The 23,660-nt window shown below is 61.2% G+C and carries 18 protein-coding genes and 1 pseudogene; 17 read left to right on the plus strand and 2 right to left on the minus strand.

Annotation, left to right across the window (positions count from 1 at the left end):
* Positions 1 to 46 precede the first annotated feature (46 nt).
* Together R1A29_RS14485 and R1A29_RS14490 are read left to right on the plus strand one after the other, a co-directional pair.
* Positions 47 to 1,702, plus strand: coding sequence for a PqiB family protein (locus R1A29_RS14485; protein ID WP_085709956.1), 1,656 nt, complete (start codon positions 47 to 49; stop codon positions 1,700 to 1,702).
* A 16-nt stretch (positions 1,703 to 1,718) separates the two neighbouring features.
* Entirely contained in the window at positions 1,719 to 2,267 is a 549-nt protein-coding gene (locus R1A29_RS14490) for a PqiC family protein (protein WP_438301986.1), read from the plus strand.
* Here the strand turns inward: R1A29_RS14490 and R1A29_RS14495 are convergent.
* Positions 2,228 to 3,538 (minus strand): sensor histidine kinase, encoded by a 1,311-nt coding sequence (locus tag R1A29_RS14495; RefSeq protein ID WP_085709958.1) that lies wholly within the window; start codon positions 3,536 to 3,538, stop codon positions 2,228 to 2,230. The two genes, R1A29_RS14490 and R1A29_RS14495, sit on opposite strands and share 40 nt — an antisense overlap.
* Before the next feature lie 315 nt (positions 3,539 to 3,853).
* On the opposite strand from R1A29_RS14495, the gene R1A29_RS14500 reads away from it, so the two are divergent.
* The 6 genes from R1A29_RS14500 (at position 3,854) to R1A29_RS14525 (ending at position 11,909) form a co-directional block, all read left to right on the plus strand.
* Positions 3,854 to 4,507, plus strand: a complete 654-nt coding sequence (locus R1A29_RS14500) for a histidine phosphatase family protein (RefSeq protein ID WP_438301987.1) — start codon at positions 3,854 to 3,856, stop codon at positions 4,505 to 4,507.
* A 293-nt stretch (positions 4,508 to 4,800) separates the two neighbouring features.
* A complete protein-coding gene (arnT, locus tag R1A29_RS14505; protein WP_438301988.1) occupies positions 4,801 to 6,513 on the plus strand; it encodes a lipid IV(A) 4-amino-4-deoxy-L-arabinosyltransferase in 1,713 nt (570 codons plus the stop codon).
* A complete protein-coding gene (locus R1A29_RS14510) occupies positions 6,510 to 8,039 on the plus strand; it encodes an ArnT family glycosyltransferase (protein ID WP_438301989.1) in 1,530 nt (509 codons plus the stop codon). The genes arnT (R1A29_RS14505) and R1A29_RS14510 overlap by 4 nt, the downstream gene beginning before the upstream one ends.
* A 202-nt stretch (positions 8,040 to 8,241) precedes the next feature.
* Positions 8,242 to 9,255 (plus strand): iron ABC transporter substrate-binding protein, encoded by a 1,014-nt coding sequence (locus R1A29_RS14515; RefSeq protein ID WP_085709962.1) that lies wholly within the window; start codon positions 8,242 to 8,244, stop codon positions 9,253 to 9,255.
* Between the two features lie 3 nt (positions 9,256 to 9,258).
* Positions 9,259 to 10,854 carry an ABC transporter permease gene (locus tag R1A29_RS14520; RefSeq protein ID WP_438301990.1) on the plus strand — a complete coding sequence of 532 codons (1,596 nt, stop codon included), beginning with the start codon at positions 9,259 to 9,261 and terminating at the stop codon, positions 10,852 to 10,854.
* Positions 10,851 to 11,909: an ABC transporter ATP-binding protein gene (locus R1A29_RS14525; protein ID WP_438301991.1), complete on the plus strand. Its 1,059-nt coding sequence runs from the start codon at positions 10,851 to 10,853 to the stop codon at positions 11,907 to 11,909. The genes R1A29_RS14520 and R1A29_RS14525 overlap by 4 nt, the downstream gene beginning before the upstream one ends.
* Before the next feature lie 7 nt (positions 11,910 to 11,916).
* Here R1A29_RS14525 and R1A29_RS14530 read toward each other — a convergent pair whose 3' ends face one another.
* The gene (locus R1A29_RS14530; protein WP_346428903.1) at positions 11,917 to 12,855 is read right to left on the minus strand and encodes a site-specific integrase; all 939 of its coding nucleotides are present in this window, start codon (positions 12,853 to 12,855) and stop codon (positions 11,917 to 11,919) included.
* Between the two features lie 373 nt (positions 12,856 to 13,228).
* Here R1A29_RS14530 and arnB point away from each other — a divergent pair, with 373 nt between their 5' ends.
* The 9 genes and pseudogenes from arnB (at position 13,229) to R1A29_RS14575 (ending at position 23,636) form a co-directional block, all read left to right on the plus strand.
* Complete coding sequence (gene arnB / locus R1A29_RS14535) at positions 13,229 to 14,377, plus strand: UDP-4-amino-4-deoxy-L-arabinose aminotransferase (protein WP_438301992.1); 1,149 nt, start codon at positions 13,229 to 13,231, stop codon at positions 14,375 to 14,377.
* Positions 14,374 to 15,396 (plus strand): undecaprenyl-phosphate 4-deoxy-4-formamido-L-arabinose transferase, encoded by a 1,023-nt coding sequence (gene arnC / locus R1A29_RS14540; RefSeq protein WP_114883231.1) that lies wholly within the window; start codon positions 14,374 to 14,376, stop codon positions 15,394 to 15,396. The genes arnB and arnC overlap by 4 nt, the downstream gene beginning before the upstream one ends.
* A complete protein-coding gene (gene arnA / locus R1A29_RS14545; protein WP_438301993.1) occupies positions 15,393 to 17,384 on the plus strand; it encodes a bifunctional UDP-4-amino-4-deoxy-L-arabinose formyltransferase/UDP-glucuronic acid oxidase ArnA in 1,992 nt (663 codons plus the stop codon). The genes arnC and arnA overlap by 4 nt, the downstream gene beginning before the upstream one ends.
* Complete coding sequence (gene arnD, locus R1A29_RS14550; protein WP_085709968.1) at positions 17,384 to 18,268, plus strand: 4-deoxy-4-formamido-L-arabinose-phosphoundecaprenol deformylase; 885 nt, start codon at positions 17,384 to 17,386, stop codon at positions 18,266 to 18,268. The genes arnA and arnD overlap by 1 nt, the downstream gene beginning before the upstream one ends.
* Complete coding sequence (arnT, locus tag R1A29_RS14555; protein ID WP_438301994.1) at positions 18,265 to 19,914, plus strand: lipid IV(A) 4-amino-4-deoxy-L-arabinosyltransferase; 1,650 nt, start codon at positions 18,265 to 18,267, stop codon at positions 19,912 to 19,914. The genes arnD and arnT (R1A29_RS14555) overlap by 4 nt, the downstream gene beginning before the upstream one ends.
* Positions 19,911 to 20,255, plus strand: coding sequence for a 4-amino-4-deoxy-L-arabinose-phosphoundecaprenol flippase subunit ArnE (gene arnE, locus R1A29_RS14560; protein ID WP_065257283.1), 345 nt, complete (start codon positions 19,911 to 19,913; stop codon positions 20,253 to 20,255). Before arnT (R1A29_RS14555) ends, arnE begins: the two co-directional genes overlap by 4 nt.
* Positions 20,252 to 20,665: a 4-amino-4-deoxy-L-arabinose-phosphoundecaprenol flippase subunit ArnF gene (gene arnF / locus R1A29_RS14565; RefSeq protein ID WP_438301995.1), complete on the plus strand. Its 414-nt coding sequence runs from the start codon at positions 20,252 to 20,254 to the stop codon at positions 20,663 to 20,665. The genes arnE and arnF overlap by 4 nt, the downstream gene beginning before the upstream one ends.
* Positions 20,662 to 22,043, plus strand: a pseudogene (locus R1A29_RS14570) (UDP-glucose dehydrogenase family protein); the annotation flags it as partial. The gene arnF and the pseudogene R1A29_RS14570, both read left to right, overlap by 4 nt.
* On the plus strand, positions 22,038 to 23,636 hold the full coding sequence (locus R1A29_RS14575) for an ArnT family glycosyltransferase (RefSeq protein WP_438302047.1): 1,599 nt from the start codon (positions 22,038 to 22,040) through the stop codon (positions 23,634 to 23,636). The pseudogene R1A29_RS14570 and the gene R1A29_RS14575, both read left to right, overlap by 6 nt.
* The last annotated feature ends 24 nt before the right edge of the window (positions 23,637 to 23,660 follow it).

The raw sequence follows: 23,660 nt of genomic DNA on the forward strand, positions 1-23,660 counted from the left end.
TTTGCGTTCCTGACGCTCAGTGCCCAACACACTCTGGAGGTCATGGATGGAGTCGTCAGCCGCCGATCAACCGCGAGCACCCGGCCAGGCACCGGTCAAGACCCGGCGCTTCAGCATTTCGCTGGTATGGATCGTGCCGATCGTCGCGGTACTGGTGGGCATTTCGCTGGTGGTGCACAACCTGATGCAGGAAGGCCCGACCATCGTCGTCACCTTCAAGACCGGCAGCGGTCTGACCGCCAACAAGACCGAAGTCAAATACCGCAACGTGGTGGTGGGCCAGGTCTCGGACGTCGAGCTGGCCGACGACCAGAAGAGCGTCAACGCCACGATCAAACTGGCCAAGCAGGCCGAAACCTTTACCCGCGAAGACTCCAAATTCTGGGTGGTACGCCCACGTATCGGCGCCGGCGGCGTGTCGGGCATCGATACGCTGCTGTCCGGTGACTACATCGGTGCCGACATCGGCCAGTCAGATTCACGCGCCAAAAATTTCAATGGCCTGGAAAACCCGCCGCCGATCACCTATGGCGAACCGGGCAGACGTTTCAACCTGCATTCCTCGGATCTCGGCTCGCTGGACATCGGTTCCCCGGTTTATTACCGCAAGATTCCGGTTGGCCAGGTCGTGGCTTACGCGCTCGATCCCGATGGTAAAGGGGTCAATATCGAAGTGTTCATCCACGCGCCAAACGATGCCTTCGTCACCGAAAACACCCGGTTCTGGAACGCCAGCGGTATCGACGTGAACGTCGGCGCCAATGGTTTTGCGGTGAAGACCGAATCGCTCTCGACCTTGCTGGTCGGTGGCATTGCCTTCCGCGCGCCGGACTACAGCCCCAACGATGTGGCAGCAGCGGATGAAAAAACCTTCGACCTGTTCGACGACCAGCAAACCGCCCTCGCCCCGCCCGCCGGCAAACCGCAGTACCTGAGCCTGCGTTTCGATCAGGCCATGCGCGGTCTCAAGGTCGATGCGCCGGTCGAATTCCTCGGCATGGAAATCGGCCGCGTGGTGAGCATCAACTTGGACTATGACGAGAAGAAACGCAGCTTCCCGGTCAACGTCGGCATCGTGATCTACCCGCAACGCCTCGGACGGGCCCACGAAAAGATGCTCAAGGTGCTCAACCACAACCCGGAAGACGAAGCCGCCGCCGTGCGCCTGATCGGCACCTTCGTCGACAACGGACTGCGCGCCCAGGCCCGCAGCGGCAACCTGCTTACAGGCCAGCTGTACATCGCTTTGGACTTTTTCCCGAAAGCCGAAAAAGTTGCGTTTGACCCGACGGCGCGTCCGATCGTCATTCCGACCATTCCCGGCAGCCTCGAACAGTTGCAGGAAAAACTCGAGGCGATGGTCGACAAGCTCAACAAACTGCCGGTGGAGCGCATTGCCGGCAATCTCGACGGCAACCTCGTCGAGCTGCGCAAAAGCCTGACCCAGTTCAATGCCAAGACGCTGCCCAGTGTGCAAAACACTCTGGCCGACGTCAGCAAAACGCTGCAATCGGCGAATTCGACCCTGGCCGAAGATTCGCCGCAGCGAGAAAAACTCACCCAGACCCTCGACGAACTCGGGCGCATGTCGCGTTCGCTGCGTGAACTGTCGGATTACCTCGGTCGCCATCCGGAATCGCTGATTCGTGGTCGCCCCGACAACGCTGCGCCACTGGATCTCAAAGGACCGCCGCGCAATTGAGCACAGGAGCTTTGCCATGGCTTTACCGCTGAAGTTCACCGTGCTCGCCGCGTGCCTGCTGTTGGGTGCGTGTCGCAGCGACCCGATCAGCTTCCACACCCTGACCCCGGCACAGCCGATGCCTGGCCGATCGGGACAGGACATCGCGATTGAAAGCATCAGCGTGCCGCCCCAGGTCGACCGCCCGCAAATCGTCATCCGCCAGGGCAACAGCGGCCTGGCGATTCTGGAAACCCAATGGTGGGGCGCGAGCCTCGGTGACGAGCTGCGCAGTGCGCTGGTGGATCAGTTGAGCAACGCTGGCGTTGCGCGCAAAACGTCGGTGCGCATCGATGTGCAGCGTTTCGATTCGGTTCCCGGGCAATACGGATTGATGGACGTGAAATGGCGCCTGCGTCCGGTCGATGCGGGCGACAGCGGTCTGCTCACCTGCCGCTCGATTCTGCAGACGCCTTCCGGATCGAGCATCGACGATCTGGTGAACGCTCAGCAGAACAACGTCAAACGCCTCGCCGAGCTGATCCGTCAGGCCGCCGGCAATGCGCGCAGCTGCCCGCCGTCCTGAGCCGCCGGTTTCAATTCCACGCTGAAGCGGCTGCCGCTGGACTGGCCGCTGCTCAACTGCACCCGCCAATGCTGGCGCTTGCAGATCCGCTGCACCAGCGACAACCCCAGGCCAAGGCCTTCGCCACGGCCCTCATCACCACGCACGAACGGCTGGAACACCGCCTGACGCTGTTCCTCCGGGATGCCAATGCCACTGTCTTCCACCACAAAACCGTTGCCGGTCAGGGTCAACCGGACGAACCCGTGATCGGTGTAGTGCCAGGCATTGCGCAACAGGTTGCCCATGACCGATTGCAGGAACGTCAGGTTGAAGCGTTCCATGCACGGCTGCTCCACCTCGTAGAAAAACTCCAGGCCCTTTTCACGAATCAGTCGGCCCCAGATCTCGCTCTGGGCATCCGCGACGTCCTTGAGCGTGACGCAGATATCGCTGCCGGTATCGTCCTCGGCGCGAGCCAGCATCAAGAAGGTATCCACCAGTTGGCGCATTTCGTGGCTGGCCCGGGCGATGCGATTGACCTGTGCGGTTGAACGGGCATCGAGCGACGGATTGGCAAGCAACAACTCGCAAGAGCCGCAAAGCACCATCAATGGCGTACGCAATTCATGGCTGACATCGCTGGTGAACAGTTTTTCGCGGCTCAGGGTTTCGCGCAGACGGCCCAGGGTCTGATCGAACGACAACGCCAGTTCCCCCACTTCATCTGCCGCATAGTCCGGGTGCAGCGGAGGCGCCAGCACCAGCAGCTGATCGCGATGGCGCACCTGACGCGCCAGACGAATTACTGGTGCCATGACCCGGCGTGCCAGCAACCGACCAAGCACGAGCGCCAGCAGAACACTCAGGACAAAACCGACGGTGACGACGATGAACAACAGTCGCTCGCGCTGCTCGAGGCTTTCCTGATCGCGCAACAACACATATTTGCGTCCACCGACCACCTCGACCATGGCAAAGAAGTCATCGCCATCGAAACTGATTTCCTGAAAACCGGGAGCCAGTGCCGCCAGTGAAGGAATGAGCGCCATCGGGCCGGGGCCGCCTTCGAAGAAAAACAACTCGCTCTTTTCCGGCTGATGGCTCCAGCGATTGATGTCCTCCATGGCCAGCAGGCGATGCAGACCGCCGCTCAAGGTGCTGGTGGCCAGCCGGTGCTCGACGACGTGCACGGCGGCGACAATGCCCAGCGCAAACACCCCGGCGACGAGAGCGCTCATCAAAGCGAACACGATGACGATCCGTTTCGTCAGGCTTTGCTTGAGATCCATTCGGGTCGATGACTCCACTGCTGAATTCAGACTTCACGGTCAAAAACAGCGACATTGACCGAACCTGCGCAGCTTCACCGCAAACATAAACATTTGTTAAGACTGGCCGGTAAAAAAGGGTATTTGAGTCTGGTTATCAAACACCGGATTAGTTGGGTTTTATCGACTCTCGCGAAATTTTCACATGTTCTTCACCGCCCCCCGACGTGCATGAACGTAATGTTCAGCCATTATTCAAGTACATAACTATAAAAGTTGGTTAAATCGCCGGCCCAACTCGCCTGCGACGTCAAGGGGCATGCCGTGGAGCGACAGATGCAATTAACAGCGACATATAAACAGCGCCGCACGCTTGGACTTGGAAAACTGTTGACCGGCATCGGTGTAGTGGTCGCGATCGGACTGGTCAGCGGCTTCGTCTGGGTGACCCGCTCGCCCGTCGATCTGGGCAACGCCGGCAAGGCTGCCCGGGCTGACTGGACCCAGGCCTGGCAGGCTGGCGAAGTGGTTGCACTGGTGCGTCATGCCGAACGTTGCGACCGTTCCGACAACCTCTGCCTGGGCCCGGCCGACGGCATCACCCAGGCCGGCAACGACTCTGCAGCGCTTGTAGGCAAAGGCTTCGCGGGTCTGGGCATGCAGCAGGCGCAGGTGTTCACCAGCCCGTTGACCCGTACCGTGCAGACCGCGCGTGCCATGTTCGGTCAGGACGCCACGGCCCAGATCTGGCTCGAGTCCTGCGGTTCTTCTCTGCGCAACGACGTCGTGGCGCACAAGGTTGCCAAGCACAATCTGGTGCTGGTCACCCACAGCGGATGCATCAGCGATTTCGAAAAACAGACCGGTTTTCCTCACGCCGTCGCCGCCGAATACGGTAGTACCCTGTTTGCACGCATTGATGACAAAGGCCAACTTAAAGTATTGGGCATCATGAATGCCGATGCCTGGTCTCAACTCAATAGTCATTAATGCTTTAGTTGGGGCGGACCGACAAGGTTGCACTTTTTTCAACTAATCAGGAACGGACTTCATTAATTTGTAATGAAAGATGTATCTGCCCCCGATTTACTGGACAACGGTTTTTTTTAAGCTTGGCTATAGTGCGAGAACTCCGGCCTGGAGGTTCGGCAGCTCTCTGGATACAGGAAACGCCCGTCCCCCGATCGCACACCTGCATTCATTCAACACGATGACCCGCCCGCTCAGGAACGCGCCGGGCAGGCCATCGACACAAGAACTTCGTTTGGCACCAAGGCTTTGTCATGACGTCTGAAAACAACCCGCTGCGACACGCTGCCCGTCATTTCTCTCCCACCACGACTTTCGAGCGCTGGGCCATTCCCGGCCTGATTCTGGCTTTTGTGGTGTTTTATCTGTTGCCGCTGATGACCCACGGCCTGTGGATCCCCGATGAAACCCGCTACGGCCAGATCAGCCAGGAAATGCTGCTCAGCGGCAACTGGGTCGCGCCACATTTCATGGGTATCCGCTATTTCGAAAAACCGATTGCCGGCTACTGGATGATTGCGATCGGCCAGGCGATCTTCGGTGAAAACCTGTTCGGCGTACGCATCGCTTCGGCCCTGAGTACCGGCGTCAGCGTCTGGCTGACTTACCTCATGGCCCGCCGGCTGTGGAACAACCCGCGCATCAGCGTTGCCAGTGCCCTTCTTTATATGAGCTTCGGGCTGATTGCCGGCCAGGCCGGCTACGCCAACCTCGATCCGCAGTTCACCTTGTGGGTCAACCTGAGCATGGTCGCCGTGTGGTTTGCCATCGACAGCCAGCCCCCTCGCGCCCGACTCGGCGGCTGGGCGCTGCTCGGTGTCGCGTGCGGCATGGGCCTGATGACCAAAGGATTCCTGGCTTTATTGTTGCCGGTGCTGATCGCCCTGCCCTACATGATCTGGCAACGCCGCTTCGGCGAACTGGTGCGTTACGGCTTGGTTGCCGTGGTGGTTTGCGTGCTGATCAGCCTGCCGTGGGTCTTGGCGGTTCATTACCGGGAACCTGATTTCTGGCGATTCTTCTTCTGGCACGAACACATCCGTCGCTTTGCCGCCGGCGATGCCGCGCAGCACGCCCGTCCATGGTGGTTCTACCTGCCGCTGCTGTTTGCCTCCACCCTGCCGTGGGCCGTTCTGCTGCCTTCGACGCTACTGCGCACCTGGCGCGAAAAGCGTGAAGCCAAAACCGCCTACCTGGCGTTGTGGTTCCTGTTGCCACTGGCGTTTTTCAGCCTGAGCAGCGGCAAGCTGCCGACCTACATCATGCCGTGCCTGCTGCCGATCGCCCTGTTGATGGGCCAGACCGTGGTCAACTGGCTGGATCAGCACAGTGGCCGCGTCCTGCGCCTGAATGGTGTGATCAACACCGTCATCGCCAGTTCGGCGCTGGTGGCACTGCTTTATCTGCAGGCAACCAAGGAAATCTACGAAAACACCGAGATGTTCAGCCTGTCGCTGGCCTATATCGTGCTGGTGGGCTGGATCATCGCCAACGCCCTGCAAGTGCTGCGTCCGCTGACGCTGTGGGCCATGCCGGCGCTGGGCATCGGCCTGCTGGTGGCGTTGTTGCCGGCGGCCATGCCGGGGCAGATCGTCAACAGCAAGATGCCCGACCAGTTCATTGCCGAGCATCAACAGGAACTGAGTGAAACCGCGTCGCTGCTGAGCAACGATCTGGGTGCGGCTTCCGCGTTGGCATGGCGTCTGAAGCGTCCGCAGGTGGACCTGTTCAACACCATCGGTGAACTGAAATACGGCCTCGAAGACCCGGCCATGGAAGCACGTAAAGTCACCATGGACGGCGTCGGCCAGTGGATGACCGAAGCGCGGAAGAAAGGCGCGGTCGGTGTGGTCTTGCGCGTCAACAGTACCCAGGAAGAGCAGGAAGTCGAATTGCTGCCGGTCGACGGCAAGCATTATCGTCGCGGCAATCTGCAAATCTTCATCTTTCCGCAGCGCCAGCCATGACCTTGCGCAATAACGACCGGGGCGCCCTGCTGCTCCTGCTGGCCGCCAGCGCCCTAATGTTGCTGCTCGGTCTGGGCAGTCGCGAACTTTGGGGTGCGGAAACCCGCTGGGCCAACATCGCGCTGCAGATGATGCAAAGCGGTGATTACTTCGACCCGTACCTCAAGGGTGATCCCTACTACGACAAGCCGCTGTTGTCGTACTGGCTGATCACCGCGACCGCCTGGTTGACCGGCAGTCTCGATCACTGGTCGCTGCGCCTGTCTTCGGTGGTGTCGGCATGGCTCAGTGTCTGGCTGGTGTATCTGCTGGGCGAGCAGTTGTTTCGCAAAGGCACGGGGCTGATCGCCGGCTGGATGCTGGCGACCACCTTCTATTTCGTGTTCTGGGCGCGGGTCGCCACTGCCGACATCCTGACGGTTTGCGGTGTGCTGGCGGCGGTCTGGTGGTACTGGCGCGGGCCGGACGACACGCGGTTTTCGCGTTACCTGGTGTTCTGCGTCCTGCTGTCCCTGACGTCGTTGTTCAAAGGCCTGATCGGTTTCATCCTGCCGGGGCTGGTTTTGCTGCCGCACCTGCTGAGTGAGGGCCGCTGGAAACGCCATCTGAACCTGCGCCTGCTCGCGGCGCTGGTGATTGCCGGGGCGTTCTACATGACGCCGTTCCTGCTGTCCCACCTCTACGGCGCGCCGAACTACGGGGAAAGCGGGCTGGGGCTGGTGTTGCGGGAAAACGTCGTGCGGTTTTTTCAGCCGTTCGACAACATCGGCCCGATCTACACCTATTTGCTGTACCTGCCGATTTACACCCTGCCCTGGGCACCGTGCTGGATCATTGCCCTGTGGGTCGCGGCGAAGAACTGGAAACACATCGAACCGGATACCCGCTGGCTGATTCAGGGTCTCGGGTTGTTGATGCTGTTCTTCACCGCCAGCGGCAGTCGGCGCAGTTATTACGTGCTGCCACTGGTGCCGTTCGCGCAACTGCTCGGGGCCTGGTGGATCACCCGGCGCATGGCTGCGCGCAACGCCGAGAGCCCGTTTGGCGGGCGCGGACTGAAAATCGGTTTTGCCGTGACCACGGTATTGCTGCTGGGGATTCTCGGCGTGCTCTACCCCTGGACCAACAGCGGTGGCGGCGCGATCCAGTTCGGCGAAACCGTGCGCCTGCAAGCCAGCCAGCGTGCGCCGTTGAGCCAATGGCACTTCGTCATGGTCGAGGTGGACAACAAGGTTCCGATGTACCTGCAGACCGGTGGCGAACCGTTCTACTACGTGCCGGAAACCCGCGACTTCCCTCGCGACGGCGATGCTGCCGCGATGTTCGAATGGCTGGAACGCACCAGCGGCAAGCACTGGGATCCGAAGCGTACGATCTTCGTCGCCCAGTACCGCACCGGCGAACCCGTGCCGCTCTCCAGGCTCGGTCAGGACCATCAAGTCATCACGACCACCCCGACCCGCGGCGAACAAGTGTTCCATGGCCGCGAGGATCAAAGCGTCGCCTACCTGCCCCAAGGCTCCTGAAAGACAACGCCGGGTTCGCCCGGCGTCCCCGCCCAGTGACTGCTAACCTGAATGGCAATGACATGTATTAACGGTTTGTTTGACGTTTTTTTCTCATTTGCCTCTCTACATTGCCAGCCAGCCAACATATGCAAATCATTCGCATTGAAGTTTTTCGGCGAATGCTTGCCCATAACGTCTAAAAAACAGGAGCTGCTCCGTCATGAGTCCATCCCTTCCGTCCTTTCTCAAGCACGCAACTCTGGCAACCGCGCTGCTCGCAGCCGGTCAGGTGTTTGCGGCCGACTCCGTCGGCATCGTGGTCTACAACGCCCAGCATGAAACCCTGACCAAGGCCTGGGTCGCCGGCTTCACCGAGGAAACCGGGATCCCGGTCACGATCCGCAACGGCGACGACACGGAAATGGGCAACCAGCTGGTGCAGGAAGGCGCAGCCTCTCCAGCGGACGTGTTTCTGACGGAAAACTCCCCGGCCATGGTGCTGGTGGACAATGCAAAGCTGTTCGCCCCTGTAGCTCCGGCCACTCTTGAACAGGTGGGCTCGGCCTATCGCCCGGCCCATGGCCAGTGGGTCGGCATCGCTGCTCGCTCGACAGTCTTTGTCTACAACCCGGCCAAGCTGCCGGAAAAAGATCTGCCGAAATCCCTGATGGATCTGGCGACCCCGGCGTGGAAAGGCCGCTGGGCTGCGTCCCCTGCCGGTGCCGACTTCCAGGCCATCGTCGCCGCCGTGCTGGAACAGAAAGGCGAAGCCGCCACCCTGGAATGGCTCAAGGGCATGAAAGCCAACTTCACCGCCTACCGTGGCAACAGCTCCGTGCTCAAAGCGGTGAACGCCGGCCAGGTCGACAGCGGCGTGATCTATCACTATTACGCTTTCGTCGATCAGTCCAAGACCGGCGAAAACAGCAAGAACACCGCCCTGCACTACTTCAAGCATCAGGATCCGGGCGCGTTCGTGAGCATCTCCGGTGGTGGCGTGCTGAAGTCCAGCAAACACCAGGAAGAAGCACAGAAATTCCTCCAGTACATCACCGGCAAGCAAGGCCAGGAAGTGCTGCGCACCGGCAATTCCTTCGAGTACGCCGTGGGCAAGGACTCGGCGTCCAACCCGAAACTGGTGCCGTTGAAGGATCTGGACGCACCGAAAGTCGACGCATCGAAGCTCGACAGCAAGAAAGCCGTCGAACTGATGACTCAGGCGGGACTGCTTTAATTGATGCCTGAAACTCTGCCGGCGGGGATCGCTGCGGCGCCCTCCGCCAATCTTTCACGCAGGACCCGCGCCCTCAACGGGCGCGGGAGCCCTTGGGTGGTCGTACTGGCGATCGGTGTTTCATTGCTGTCGTTACTGCCGATCGGCTTTGTGGCCGGCGTGTCGTGGTACACCGGCTGGGCGACCATCGAAACCTTGATCTTCCGCCCTCGGGTGGCCGAATTGCTGATCAACACCGTGATGCTGGTGTTGATCACCCTGCCGATCTGCATTGTGCTGGGCACGACCCTGGCGTGGCTGACCGAGCGCACCAATCTGCCCGGTCGCCGATTGTGGTCAGTACTGGCGGTTGCGCCGCTGGCGGTGCCGGCGTTCGTGCACAGTTATGCATGGGTCAGTCTGGTTCCGTCGATCAATGGACTGCCGGCCGGCGTGCTGGTGTCTGTGATCGCTTACTTTCCGTTCCTTTATTTGCCGATTGCGGCGACGTTGCGTCGTCTCGACCCGGCGATTGAAGACGTGGCCGAATCCCTCGGCCTGAAACCGTGGGCCGTGTTCTTCCGGGTGGTACTGCCGCAATTGCGGCTGGCGATCTGTGGTGGTGCGCTTTTGGTGGGCCTGCACTTGCTGGCCGAATATGGCCTGTACGCAATGATCCGCTTCGACACCTTCACCACGGCCATTTTCGATCAGTTCAAATCCACTTTTAACGGCCCGGCCGCCAACATGCTCGCCAGCGTTCTGGCGCTTTGCTGCCTGGCGATGCTGACCGTGGAATCTGCCGCTCGTGGCCATGCGCGTTATGCCCGGGTCGGTTCCGGCAGCGCCCGGGAACAAAAGACCGTGCGTCTCAAACCCGGCATCGCAGCTCTGGGTCTGTGTCTGCAAACCCTGACCTGCCTGCTGGCCCTTGGTGTCCCGATGCTGACGCTGGGCAGGTGGTTGATCGCTGGCGGCGCTGAAGTCTGGCAAGGCGAAGAATTGTTGCCGGCCTTGCTTCAGACCCTGTCGTTCGGCGTGGCCGGTGCGCTGTTGACCAGTCTGGCGGCGATCCCGATTGCCTGGCTGTCGATCCGCGCGCCCGGCAAACTGCAACGTGTGCTGGAAGGCTGCAACTACATCACCAGTTCCCTGCCGGGAATTGTCGTGGCGCTGGCACTGGTCACCGTGACGATCCACTTCGCCCGGCCGATCTATCAGACCACCATCACCGTGCTGCTGGCGTACCTGTTGATGTTCCTGCCGCGGGCGCTGGTCAGCCTGCGTGCCGGTTTCGCCCAGGCACCCGTGGAGCTGGAAAACATCGCGCAAAGCCTCGGCCGCTCGCCGCTGCGTGCCTTGTGGCTGATCACCCTGCGCCTGGCCGCGCCCGGTGCGGCGGCGGGTGCAGCGCTGGTGTTCCTGGCGATCACCAATGAATTGACCGCAACCCTGTTGCTCGCGCCCAACGGCACGCGCACCCTGGCCACCGGTTTCTGGGCCATGACCAGCGAAATCGACTACGCCGCCGCAGCACCTTACGCGCTGCTGATGGTGGTGCTTTCGCTGCCGCTCACGGCCATCCTCTATCACCAATCCAGGCGCAGTGCCGGCCGATGAACGCTCTCGACATCATCAATCTCAGTAAATCCTTCGGCGCGCAAACCGCGCTGGACACCATCAACCTGTCCGTTCCGACCGGCAGTCGCACCGTGATCGTCGGCCCGTCTGGCTCCGGCAAGACCACGCTGCTGCGGATGATCGCCGGGTTCGAATTTCCCGATGCCGGCAGCCTGACGCTCAACGGCCAGACGCTCGTCGACAGCACCCACGCCGTGCCTGCCTACCAGCGCCAGATTGGCTATGTTCCGCAGGACGGTGCGCTGTTTCCGCACATGACCGTGGCCGACAATATCGGCTTCGGACTGAGCGAAACCGGCAGCGCCAGAACCGAACGCATCCAGGCGTTGATGGACAGCGTGGCCCTGAACGCCAACATGGCCAGCCGCTGGCCCCATGAATTATCCGGCGGCCAGCAGCAACGGGTGTCGCTCGCCCGGGCATTGGCCCAGCAACCACGCCTGATGCTGCTGGATGAACCCTTTTCCGCCCTCGATACCGGCCTGCGCGGTGCCATGCGCAAAATGGTCGCCCGTCTGCTCGAAGAGAGCGGCGTAACGACGATTCTGGTCACCCACGATCAGGGAGAAGCCTTGTCGTTTGCCGATCAGTTAGCCGTCATGCGTGACGGGCGACTGGTGCAGTCAGGTCATCCGATGGACCTCTACCGCTATCCGGACGACGAGCAGACCGCACGGTTTCTCGGCGAAGCAGTGGTCATGCCGGCGCAGATCGAGGCCGGTTGGGCCCATTGCGATCTTGGGCGGATCGCGGTGAACAGCAACGGTTTCTCCGGTCCCGCACAGATCATGCTGCGCCCGGAACAGCTTCAGCTGTCCGACCTTCCCGCCGACTCGGAGGGCTGCAATGCCGTGGTCACCGAACGCGATTTCGGCGGCAACACCTGCACCCTGACGGTCGAGTTGCGTGCCGCAGCCAATGAAGATTCCGGTCGTTCGCTGCTGGTACGCAGCACCGGGATGCACGCGCCGCCGGCCGGCAGCGCGGTACAACTGTCGATTCTAGGGGCGGCGCACGTCTTCGCCGCGTCGTAACACTCGACTACAGGTCGAAACGATCCACGGCGCGACGCCGTTCATTGTCGTCGCGCACGTCATAGTTGGCGGTCGTCTGGATATTGCTGTGGTGCGCGAGTTTCTGGGCGATCGACAGATCGTGCTCTTCGATCACCCGGGTGATGAACGAACGCCGGAAATCGTGGGGCATGATCTTCACCCCGACCTGAGTGCCGCGCTGACGGGCGATGTAATAGATTGCGTGCTTGGTGATGCGCTCCCGGGTGATGTGGCTGCCCCGGCGGATGCGGTTGAACAGAAACGTATCGTCGCTCTCGCCTTCCTTGAGTTCTGAACGGCGAAACTCCAGCCAGGCATTGAGCTTCGCGAACGCCCAGGCCGGTGCGTACTTGATCAGTTGTTTGTTGCCCTTGGCGGTGACACACAAGCTGCGTTCAGTGAAGTCCACCTGGTTCAGGTCCAGATCCACCGACTCGGATTTACGCATGCCGGTGCCATACAACAGTGCAATCACCGCCGCATCACGCAGCCCCTGCGGACGCGGATCGGCCGCGCAGACTTCCATCAATTCATGAATCAGCGTGCGCTTCAGGTTGCGCCCCTGAGACAGCCGCGTACCGGCAATGCCCTTGACCGAGCGCATCTTCAACAGGTGATCCTGGCTGATCAGGCTCATGCGCCAGGCTTCGTTCATGACGCCACGAATGGCGTTTACATAGAGTGAAGAGGTGTTGGGGGCATAGTTATCGGCGCGCAATGCCGCGACTAACGCGACAACATCCTCGGGTTGCAGGGCATGCCAGGGAATGTCCTCGACATTCATGTCTTCAAAGCCGAGGCGATCGGCGGCATCTTGTAAAACGTACCGCATGGTGAGTTGGCTGGAAGGTGCCAAACGCGCCAAATACAAGGACAAAGGGTTACTTGCGATAGATTCTGAAGAGGTAATGGATAAGCTGCTCAAACGAAAGGCCTTGGGTAAAAAACAGTCCAGCACAACAACTAACAACTGCAATGAACTTGAAGTAAGGAAGAGTCTTGTAGTAGGACTTTTCCGATAAAACCGCGGAAATCTGAACAGCGGCTGTATGAATTTCAGATAAACGATTCGCCGACCGGTTTTTCATATTCCTTTCACAAAATCGGGAATAACCTTAGCTAGATAGGTCCTCAGTCGGTACCGCCCAACCTGCCGGGCAACGCCTGAAAAGTCAACCAACCCCCGACGTCATGCTTACCAAGCAACTCGTTGATGCAAAACCCGTTTTTTGCGTCTACGCTGGGATTGGATCCGATGAACAGATGGATCTGTCCATTTTTTTCGCAATGAGGTGTCCATGAGTCAGGCGTTTCTCCCCTTCTCTCGCCCGAGTATCGGCGATGAAGAAATTGCGGCCGTCGAGCAGGTTCTGCGCTCGGGCTGGATCACCACCGGGCCGAAAAACCAGGCACTTGAAGAACAGTTCGCGCAGTACGTGGGTTGCAAGCACGCCGTTGCTCTCTCCTCCGCCACCGGCGGCATGCACATCACCCTGCTGGCCCTGGGTATCGGTCCCGGCGATGAAGTCATCACGCCGTCGCAGACCTGGGTCTCCACCGCCAACATGATTTCCCTGCTGGGCGCCACCCCGGTGTTCGTCGATGTCGACCGCGACACCCTGATGACCGACGCCGCCCGCATCGAAGCCGCCATTACGCCACGCACCAAAGCCATCATTCCGGTGCACTACGCCGGTGCCGCGTTCGATCTGGATCCGCTCTATGCACTGGCGGACAAGCACGGCATCGCCGTCATCGAAGACGCTGCCCACGCCGCCGGCACCCGCTACAAGGGCCGCCACGTCGGCTCCCACGGCACGGCGATCTTCTCGTTCCACGCGATCAAGAACATGACCTGCGCCGAAGGCGCGATGTTCGTCACCGACGACGAAGCCCTGGCCAGCCGCGTGCGCATGCTCAAGTTCCACGGTCTGGGCGTCGATGCCTACGACCGTCTGACCGGTGGCCGCAAGCCCCAGGCCCAGGTCATGGAGCCGGGCTTCAAGTACAACCTGGCCGACATCAATGCCGCCATTGCCCTGGTGCAACTGGAGCGTCTGGACGCCATCAACGCCCGCCGCACCGAGCTGGCCGGTCAGTACCTGCAAAAGCTCGAAGGCCTGCCGGTACAACCGCTGGCGATTCCGCAATACGCCCAGCAACACGCCTGGCACCTGTTCATCCTGCGCATCGACAGCGAACGTTGCGGGATGGATCGCGAAGCCTTCATGAAAGGTTTGCAGGAGCAAGGCATCGGCACCGGCATCCATTTCATCGCCACCCACCTGCACACCTGGTACCGCCAGCGTGACCCTGACCTGTATCTGCCCAACACCGAATGGAACTCGGCGCGGCTGTGCTCGATTCCGCTGTTCCCCGACATGACCGACCAGGATCTGGATCGTGTTGTCGGCGCCATCGCCACTCTTATGGACAAACGCTCGTGAGACCTTACCCGATTAAATGCGTGTCGATCGTCATCCCGGTCTACAACGAACAGGACAGTCTGCCTGAGCTGCTTCGGCGCACAGAGGCGGCCTGCGCCCAACTCAAACATGACTACGAAATCGTGCTGGTCGACGACGGCAGCCGCGACGAGTCGGCCAACATGCTGGAAGAGGCCGCCGGGCGCGAAAACAGCCCGTTCGTGGCGGTCATCCTCAACCGCAACTATGGCCAGCACGCCGCGATCATGGCCGGTTTCGAGCAGTGTAAGGGCGACGTGGTGATCACCATCGACGCTGACCTGCAGAACCCGCCGGAAGAAATTCCGCGTCTGGTGGCCGAAGCCGAAAAGGGTTACGACGTCGTCGGCACCGTGCGTGGCAACCGCCAGGATTCGGCCCTGCGCCGCTACCCGTCGAAGTTGATCAACCTCGCGGTGCAACGCTCCACCGGCGTGGCCATGAGCGACTACGGCTGCATGCTGCGCGCCTACCGCCGTACCATCATCGACGCGATGCTCGCCTGCCGCGAACGCAGCACGTTCATTCCGATTCTGGCCAACAGCTTCGCCCGCCACACCACCGAAATCGTCGTGGCCCACGCCGAGCGTGAACACGGCGACTCGAAATACAGCCCGATGCGCCTGATCAACCTGATGTTCGATCTGGTCACCTGCATGACCACCACGCCGCTGCGTCTGCTGAGCATCGTCGGCTTCGCGATGGCAGGTCTGGGCGCACTGTTCGCCGTTGCGCTGATCGTCCTGCGCCTGGCGTTCGGTGCAGGCTGGGCCGGTGACGGCACGTTCGTACTGTTTGCGGTGCTGTTCGTGTTCACCGGTGGCCAGTTCATCGGCATGGGTCTGCTGGGTGAATACCTGGGACGCATGTACAGCGACGTGCGCGCCCGCCCGCGCTTCTTCATTGAAAAGGTGTTGCGCAGCCAGCCGGCCTCCCCGGCACCTGCGGTCACCGTTGACGGCCTTACTTCCAATTCCACTTCCGATCAGGTTCTCTCATGAGTGCAAAAACTGTTGTCTTCGCTTACCACGATATTGGCTGCGCCGGCATTGAAGCCCTGCTTAACAGCGGCTACGACATTGCAGCAGTGTTCACTCACGCCGACGATCCGAAAGAAAACGCCTTCTACGCCTCGGTCGCACAGCTGTGCGCCAGCAAAGGCATCCCGGTCCACGCCCCGGAAGACGCCAACCACCCGCTGTGGATCGAGCGCATCGCCAAGCTCGACCCTGAGTACATTTTCTCGTTCTACTACCGCAACCTGCTGAGCGAACCGCTGCTGGCACTGGCCAAAAAAGGCGCGTTCAACCTGCACGGCTCGCTGCTGCCACGCTACCGTGGTCGCGCTCCGGCCAACTGGGTGCTGGTCAACGGCGAAACCGAAACCGGCGTCACCCTGCACCGCATGGTCAAGCGCGCTGATGCCGGCGCTATCGTTGCCCAGCAACGCGTTGCCATCGAGCGCAGCGACACCGGCCTGACCCTGCACGCCAAACTGCGCACTGCCGCCAGCGACCTGCTGCGCGACACTCTGCCGAACATGCTGCAAGGCAAGATCACCGAAACCCCGCAAGACGAATCCAAGGCCACCGTATTTGGCCGTCGTACTCCGGCGGACGGCAAACTGGTCTGGGCCAAACCGGCCGAAGAGCTGTTCAACCTGGTTCGCGCCGTGACCCGTCCGTACCCGGGCGCCTTCTGCGCCGTGGGCGAGCACAAGCTGATCGTCTGGAGCGCCGACGTCGTCAAGGGCAACGAAGGTCAGGCCCCAGGCCGTGTGATCAGCGTCGATCCGCTGCGTATCGCCTGTGGTGAAGACTCGCTGGTGATCAACGCCGGTCAGCGCAACGACAACGGCCTGTACCTGAGCGGCCCGCAACTGGCCAACGAACTGGGTCTGGTAGACGGCTCGCTGCTGCGCGGCGCCGAATCCGGCCGTGCGCCACGTCGCACCCGCGTGCTGATCCTGGGCGTCAACGGCTTCATCGGTAACCACCTGTCCGAGCGTCTGCTGCGTGACGACCGCTACGAAATCTATGGTCTGGACATCGGTTCCGACGCTATCGACCGTCTGCGCGACCATCCTCGCTTCCACTTCGTCGAAGGCGACATCAGCATTCACTCCGAGTGGATCGAGTACCACATCAAGAAGTGCGACGTGGTCCTGCCGCTGGTGGCCATCGCCACGCCGATCGAATACACCCGCAACCCGCTGCGCGTATTCGAACTGGACTTCGAAGAGAACCTGAAACTGGTTCGCTACTGCGTCAAGTACAACAAGCGCGTGATCTTCCCGTCGACCTCGGAAGTCTATGGCATGTGCCAGGACAAGAACTTCGACGAAGACAGCTCCAACCTGATCGTCGGCCCGATCAACAAGCAGCGCTGGATCTACTCGGTTTCCAAGCAACTGCTGGACCGCGTGATCTGGGCTTACGGCGCCAAGGGCCTGAACTTCACCCTGTTCCGTCCGTTCAACTGGATGGGTCCGCGTCTGGACCGTCTGGACTCGGCCCGTATCGGCAGCTCCCGCGCCATCACCCAGCTGATCCTGAACCTGGTGGAAGGCACCCCGATCCGTCTGTTCGACGGTGGCGAGCAGAAGCGCTGCTTCACCGACATCGCCGACGGCGTCGAGGCGCTGGCCCGCATCATCGACAACGACAACGATGTCTGCAACGGCCAGATCATCAACATCGGCAACCCGGAAAACGAAGCCAGCATCCGTCAGCTGGGCGAAGAACTGCTGCGTCAGTTCGAAGCTCACCCGCTGCGCAGCAACTTCCCTCCGTTCGCCGGTTTCCGCGACGTGGAAAGCAAGGCGTTCTACGGTGCCGGTTACCAGGACGTGGAACACCGCAAGCCAAGCATCGCCAACGCCAAGCGCCTGCTGAACTGGGAGCCGACCGTGGAAATGCGCGAGACCATCGGCAACACCCTGGACTTCTTCCTGCGTGAAGCCATGCTCGAAATCGCGGACAAGCGTTAATGCAGGCAGGTCTTCGTATCGATGTCGACACCTACCGAGGCACCCGTGAAGGGGTGCCCCGGTTGCTGGAAATCCTCGACGAAGCGCAGGTCAAGGCAACGTTTTTCTTCAGTGTCGGCCCGGACAACATGGGCCGACATCTGTGGCGCCTGATCCGTCCGCAATTCCTCTGGAAAATGCTGCGTTCCAACGCCGCCGGCCTTTACGGCTGGGACATTCTGCTGGCCGGGACCGCCTGGCCGGGCAAACCGATCGGTCGCGACCTCGGGCACCTGATGCGTCAGGCCCGGGACGCCGGCCATGAAGTCGGCCTGCACGCCTGGGATCACCACGGCTGGCAGGCCAATGCCGGCACCTGGAGCGACGCGCAACTGATCGAGCAGATCCGTCGCGGCGTCGACACCCTGAGCGACATCATCGGCGAAAAAATCCAGTGCTCTGCCGCCGCCGGTTGGCGCGCGGACGAGCGTGTGGTCGAAGCCAAAGAGACTTTCGGTTTTCGCTATAACAGCGATTGCCGCGGGAATCGGCTGTTTCGACCGCTGCTGGCCGATGGTTCAGTGGGTGCGCCGCAGATTCCGGTGGACATGCCGACCTTCGACGAGGTGGTCGGCCCGACCGTGGCGGCGAAGGACTTCAACGCCTTCATCCTTGACCGGTTCCGCCCGGACAACCTCAACAACTACACCATTCATGCCGAAGTAGAAGGGATTCTGATGGCCGACGATTTTCGCCGTTTGCTGGCCGATGCACGCCAGCGAGAAATCGAGTTCAAGCCTTTGGGCGATCTGTTGCCCGAGTTTCTCAACACATTGCCTGTCGGCCGTGTGCAGCGTGGCGTCCTCGAAGGCCGTGAAGGCTGGCTGGGAGTACAAGGGGCATGAGCAAGCGCTGGGCACTGCCGCTGCTGATCGGACTGTTTCTGCTCGCCTACCTGCTGCCGCTCGGCACCCATGGCCTGTGGATTCCCGATGAAACCCGTTACGCCCAGATCAGCCAGGACATGCTGCTGAGCGGCAACTGGGTGTCCCCGCATTTCATGGGCCTGCGTTATTTCGAGAAACCGATTGCCGGTTACTGGATGATCGCGCTGGGCCAGGAACTGTTCGGGCAAAACCTGTTTGGCGTGCGTTTCGCCTCGGCCCTCAGCACCGGTTTGAGCGTGCTGTTGTGCTTCCTGGTTGCCCGTCGCCTGTGGAACGAGCCGAGCAAAAGCTTCATCTGCGCCCTGCTCTACATGAGCTTCACGGTGGTTGCCGGCCAGGCGGGTTATGCCAACCTCGATCCGCAATTCACCTTCTGGGTCAACCTGAGCCTCGTCGCCCTGTGGTTTGCCGTCGACAGCCGCAGCACCCGGCAACGCGTGATCAGCTGGGCTGTGTTGGGGCTGGCCTGCGGCATGGGGTTCATGACCAAGGGTTTTCTCGCCTGGCTGCTGCCGGTGCTGATCGCCCTGCCCTGGATGCTCTGGCAAAAACGCTGGCGTGAACTGCTGATCTACGGTCCGGTGGCGGTTGCCGTGGCGATCGTCGTCAGCCTGCCGTGGGTGCTGGCCGTGCACAGTCAGGAACCGGATTACTGGCGGTTCTTCTTCTGGCACGAACACATCCGCCGCTTTGCCGGTGACGATGCTCAACACGACGCGCCGTGGTGGTTCTACCTGCCATTGCTGGTTGCCTTCAGTCTGCCGTGGGTCGGCATGCTGGTGCCGGCCTTCAAGCAAGCCTGGCAGACCCGTACCCAACCGGGCATTGCCTTCCTGTTGCTGTGGCTGGTGATGCCGCTGGCATTTTTCAGCACTGCCAACGGCAAGCTGCCGACCTACATCCTGCCGTGCCTGCTGCCGCTGGCGCTGTTGCTGGGTCATGCCCTGGCCGACCGTTTGCGTCTGGAACAGGGCCGCGCCTTGAGCATCAACGGTTTGCTTAACCTGGTGCTGGGTGTCGTCACGCTGATCGCACTGGTTTACCTGCAACTGAAAAAACCGGTGTACGACCATGAGCTGCACAGCATGGTGCTGGTGTTCATTGCCCTGATCGGCTGGATCATCGCCAACCTTGCGCAGGCGTTTCTGCCGCTGCAGTGCTGGGCCGCTCCGGCGCTCGGCAGTCTGCTGCTGATCGGCGTGCTGCCGGCCGCGCTGCCGAAGTCGGTGGTGGCCAACAAGACTCCGGACCAGTTCATCCTGCATCACCTGGACGAACTGTCCGGCACCACGCACCTGCTGAGCAACGATCTCGGTGCCGCCTCGGCACTGGCCTGGCGCCTGAAGCAACCCAAGGTGGCGTTGTACAACACCGTGGGCGAGCTGAAGTACGGCCTGAGCTATCCCGAAGGCGCGGAACAGCGGATCACCACCGATGAAGTCCAGCAGTGGGTACGCGATGCCCGCCGCACCGGCTCGGTGGGGGTGGTCATGCGGGTCAAGGGCGACGACGAGCTGCATGAAGTCGACCTGCTGCCCAAGGACGGCACCCGTTATGAGCAAGGCAACCTGGTGATCATTGTCCTGCCCAAGGATCCGTCATGAGCTGGTTGCTGTTGCTGACGGCGTGTCTGCTGACGTGCCTGGGCCAGGTTGCACAGAAGTATGCGGTGGAGAGCTGGCGCGGGGTCGATTCGTCCTGGGCCGACAAACTGCGCTCGCCGTGGCTGTGGCTGGCGCTGTTCGCACTCGGTTCGGGCCTGCTGGTCTGGCTGCTGGTGTTGCAACGCCTCGAAGTGGGCATCGCTTACCCGATGCTCAGCCTCAACTTTGTGCTGATCACCCTGATCGCGCGTTTCGTGTTTCGCGAACCGATCGATCGCCAACACTGGATCGGCGTGGCGCTGGTGATCGGCGGCGTGGCACTGCTGGGGCAACAGTCATGAGTCAGGGACGCGGAATCGGCTTTGCGCTGGGCAGCGTTTTGCTGGTCAGCGGCGCCCAGTTGGGCATGCGCTGGAGCATGACGCGCCTGCCGCAGCCGGAACAATGGTTGTCGGCCTTGAGCAGCGGCAGTGTCGATCTGACGGCACTGGCGGTGGTGTTCACGGCCATTCTCGCCTACGCACTGTCGATGCTCTGCTGGCTCGCCGCCCTGCGTGACCTGCCGCTGGGCCGGGCCTATTCGCTGCTGAGCATCAGCTATGCGCTGGTGTATCTGTTGGCGGCCAGTCTGCCGCTGTTCAACGAATCCTTCAGTTTCACCAAATCACTGGGCGTGGCACTGGTCATGCTCGGTGTCATCACTATCAACACTCGTCCGGCACAAGCGCCCGATTTGAGGAGTGCTCCATGAAAATCACAGTATTTGGAAGCGGTTACGTCGGCCTGGTGCAAGCCGCGGTTCTGGCCGAGGTCGGCCATGATGTCGTGTGCATGGATATCGATCAGAAGAAGGTCGAGCTGCTCAGCCAGGGTCACGTCAGCATCTTCGAACCGGGCCTGTCGAGCCTGGTCCGTGAAGGCCTGGATTCCGGTCGTCTACATTTCACTTCCGATGAGAAAACCGCCGTGCTTCACGGTCGCGTCGCCTTCATTGCCGTGGGCACACCGTCCAGCGAGGACGGCTCGGCCGACCTGAAATACGTACTTTCGGTGGGCGATGCCGTTGCCCGTCATCGCGAGCAACCGCTGATCCTGGTGGAAAAATCCACCGTACCGGTCGGCACCGGCGACACCCTGCGCGCCCATATCCAGGCCGCGCTGGACAAGGCCGGTCGCGCGCTGCAGTTCGATATCGTCTCCAACCCGGAATTCCTCAAGGAAGGTTCGGCGGTCTCCGACTGCCGTCGTCCGGACCGCATCGTCATCGGCTGCGAAGGCGATGAAGTGCGCGACGTGATGCGCGACCTGTACTCGCCGTTCAACCGCAACCATGACCGCATCATGTTCATGGACCTGCGCAGCGCCGAGCTGACCAAGTACGCCGCCAACTGCATGCTGGCGACCAAGATCAGCTTCATCAACCAGATCGCCGAACTGGCCGAACACCTGGGCGCCGACATCGAGTCGGTCCGTCAGGGCATCGGCGCGGATACGCGCATCGGTTACCACTTCATCTATCCGGGCTGCGGCTACGGCGGTTCGTGCTTCCCCAAAGACATGCGCGCGCTGATCCACAGTGCCGAACAGGCCCATTGCTCCAGCGACCTGCTGCAAGCGGTCGAAGCGATCAACGAACGTCAGAAGCACAAGCTGTTCGATCGCATCAATGCGTTCTACAAGGGTGATCTGCGTGGCAAGACCTTCGCCTTGTGGGGCCTGGCGTTCAAACCGAACACCGACGACATGCGCGACGCGCCAAGCCGTGTGCTGCTCGATTCGCTGTTCGCCGCCGGCGCCAGCGTTCGCGCGTTCGACCCGGAAGCGATGCAGGAAACCCAGCATCTGTACCCGAACGAAGAAAAACTGATGCTGATGGGCACCCCTGAATCGGTGCTTGCCGGTTCCGACGCGCTGATCATCTGCACCGAATGGCAACAGTTCAAGGCGCCGGATTTCGACCTGATCCAGCAACGCCTCAAGGATCCGGTGATCTTCGACGGCCGTAACCTGTACGACGCCGATCGTCTGTCGCGCAATGGCTTCAAGTACTTCCCGATCGGCCGTGGGGACTCGCGCAAGTTGCCGATCCCGCTGCAACAATGGCCCAACACTGCGGACGTCGCTTGATTACGTTGTCGCCTGCCATCCGCCGGCAGTCCCTGATCGCAGGGCTGCTGGCACTGTTGTTGTTTATTGCCGGGGTTTATGGACAGGCACCCATTGGCTTTGATTCACGCTTTGTACTGTTTGCCCAGGAGATGCTGCGACACGGGCCGACGGTATTCCCGACCACCTACGGCCAGCCGTACGCCGATTATTCGGCGTTATCGACGTTGTTCATCTGGCTGTTGGCGTTGCCTTTCGGCGCGATCAATACCCTGACCGCGTGGTTGCCCAGCGCCATTGCCGGCGGGGTGATCGTGATGTTGATGTACCGCTTGCTGGCGGTGCATTCGCAGCGCTGGGCATTGATCAGCATTGCGCTGCTGATGCTCACCAGCACCTTCATCACGGAAGTCCGCGCGGTGTCGCAAGACCTGATGCTGGCCGCCGTCGCGCTGTCGGTGTTCTACCTGGGTTACGCGCACGACCATTTCGGCTCCGGCCGGCGCTGGCCGCTGATTTTCGTCCTGTTGCTGCTGGGTTTCGGCATTCGCGGGCCGATCGGGCTGGTGGTGCCGACCGGCATGCTCTGCAGTTATTACCTGCTCAACCGTCAGTGGACACGGCTGTTCGTGTTCGGTGTGCTGGCGTCGATCCTGCTCGCGGCGTGTGTCGGCCTGTTGTTGTGGCTGGCCAAGCTCAGCGGCGGCGAGGCTTTCCTGCAAGACGTGATCCGCATGCAGTTCATGGGGCGCATGGATGGCAGTGAAGGTGTCAGCGGTTCGCTGTACTACTTCACCAGTTCGCTGGGCAACTACGCACTGGCATACCCGTTGGCGCTGCTGGTTCTGGCGGCGGCGTGGCTGAGCAAACCGCATCAGCGCGGACCGGCCTTGCGCCTGGTGCAATATTGCGCGGCGGCCGGGCTGATCGTCATGGTCGGCCTGTCGATTCCACAGGCGAAGAAGGCGCGTTACCTGCTGCCGATGTTGCCGATGGCCGCGATCATCGCCGCGTATCCGTTCCAGGTGGCTCACGGTCGGGTATTCGCCTGGCTGCGCGGGATCATTCAGGCCCTGTGGCTGCTGACGCCGCTGTTGCTGATCGTTGCCCTGCTGGTTGCCCGGCGCAAATTTCCGGAGTTGTTGACCGGTGTCATGCCGGTGCTGATCGTGCTGGGCGTGCTGCAACTGCTGGCGTTGTCGCGACTGTGGAAGCCGCGCTGGCGTGCCGAAGTGCTGGCCCTTAGCGCCGTACTGGCGTTGTGGACAGTCTATGCCGCCGTGTTCGAGCCGGTGGAACGCGCGCTCTACGACACCCGTTCTTTCAGTCGTGCGGCGTTCGCCCAGGTTCAACAGAACCCGGCCCCGCTGGTGCTGCACGGCATGGGCAAGGACGCCAAGGCGATCAAGTTCATGGTCAACGTCGAGCAGGACCTGCAACCGCAGTTCACCGAAACCGTTCAGCAACTGGAAGCACTCCAGGGTCCGGCCTGGCTGATCATGGACAGCAAGGATATGCAGTCACTGCAAGGCACACCGCTGTCCAGCCTGCAACCGGTACTGAGCGGTCGCTTCGACAAGAACGATTACGTGCTGTTGTACCTGAAACCCTTGTAGACCTCGCTGAAGGCTGCGATCTTG

The sequence above is a fragment of the Pseudomonas sp. NMS19W genome (assembly GCF_051554255.1).
Lineage (GTDB): Bacteria > Pseudomonadota > Gammaproteobacteria > Pseudomonadales > Pseudomonadaceae > Aquipseudomonas > Aquipseudomonas kribbensis.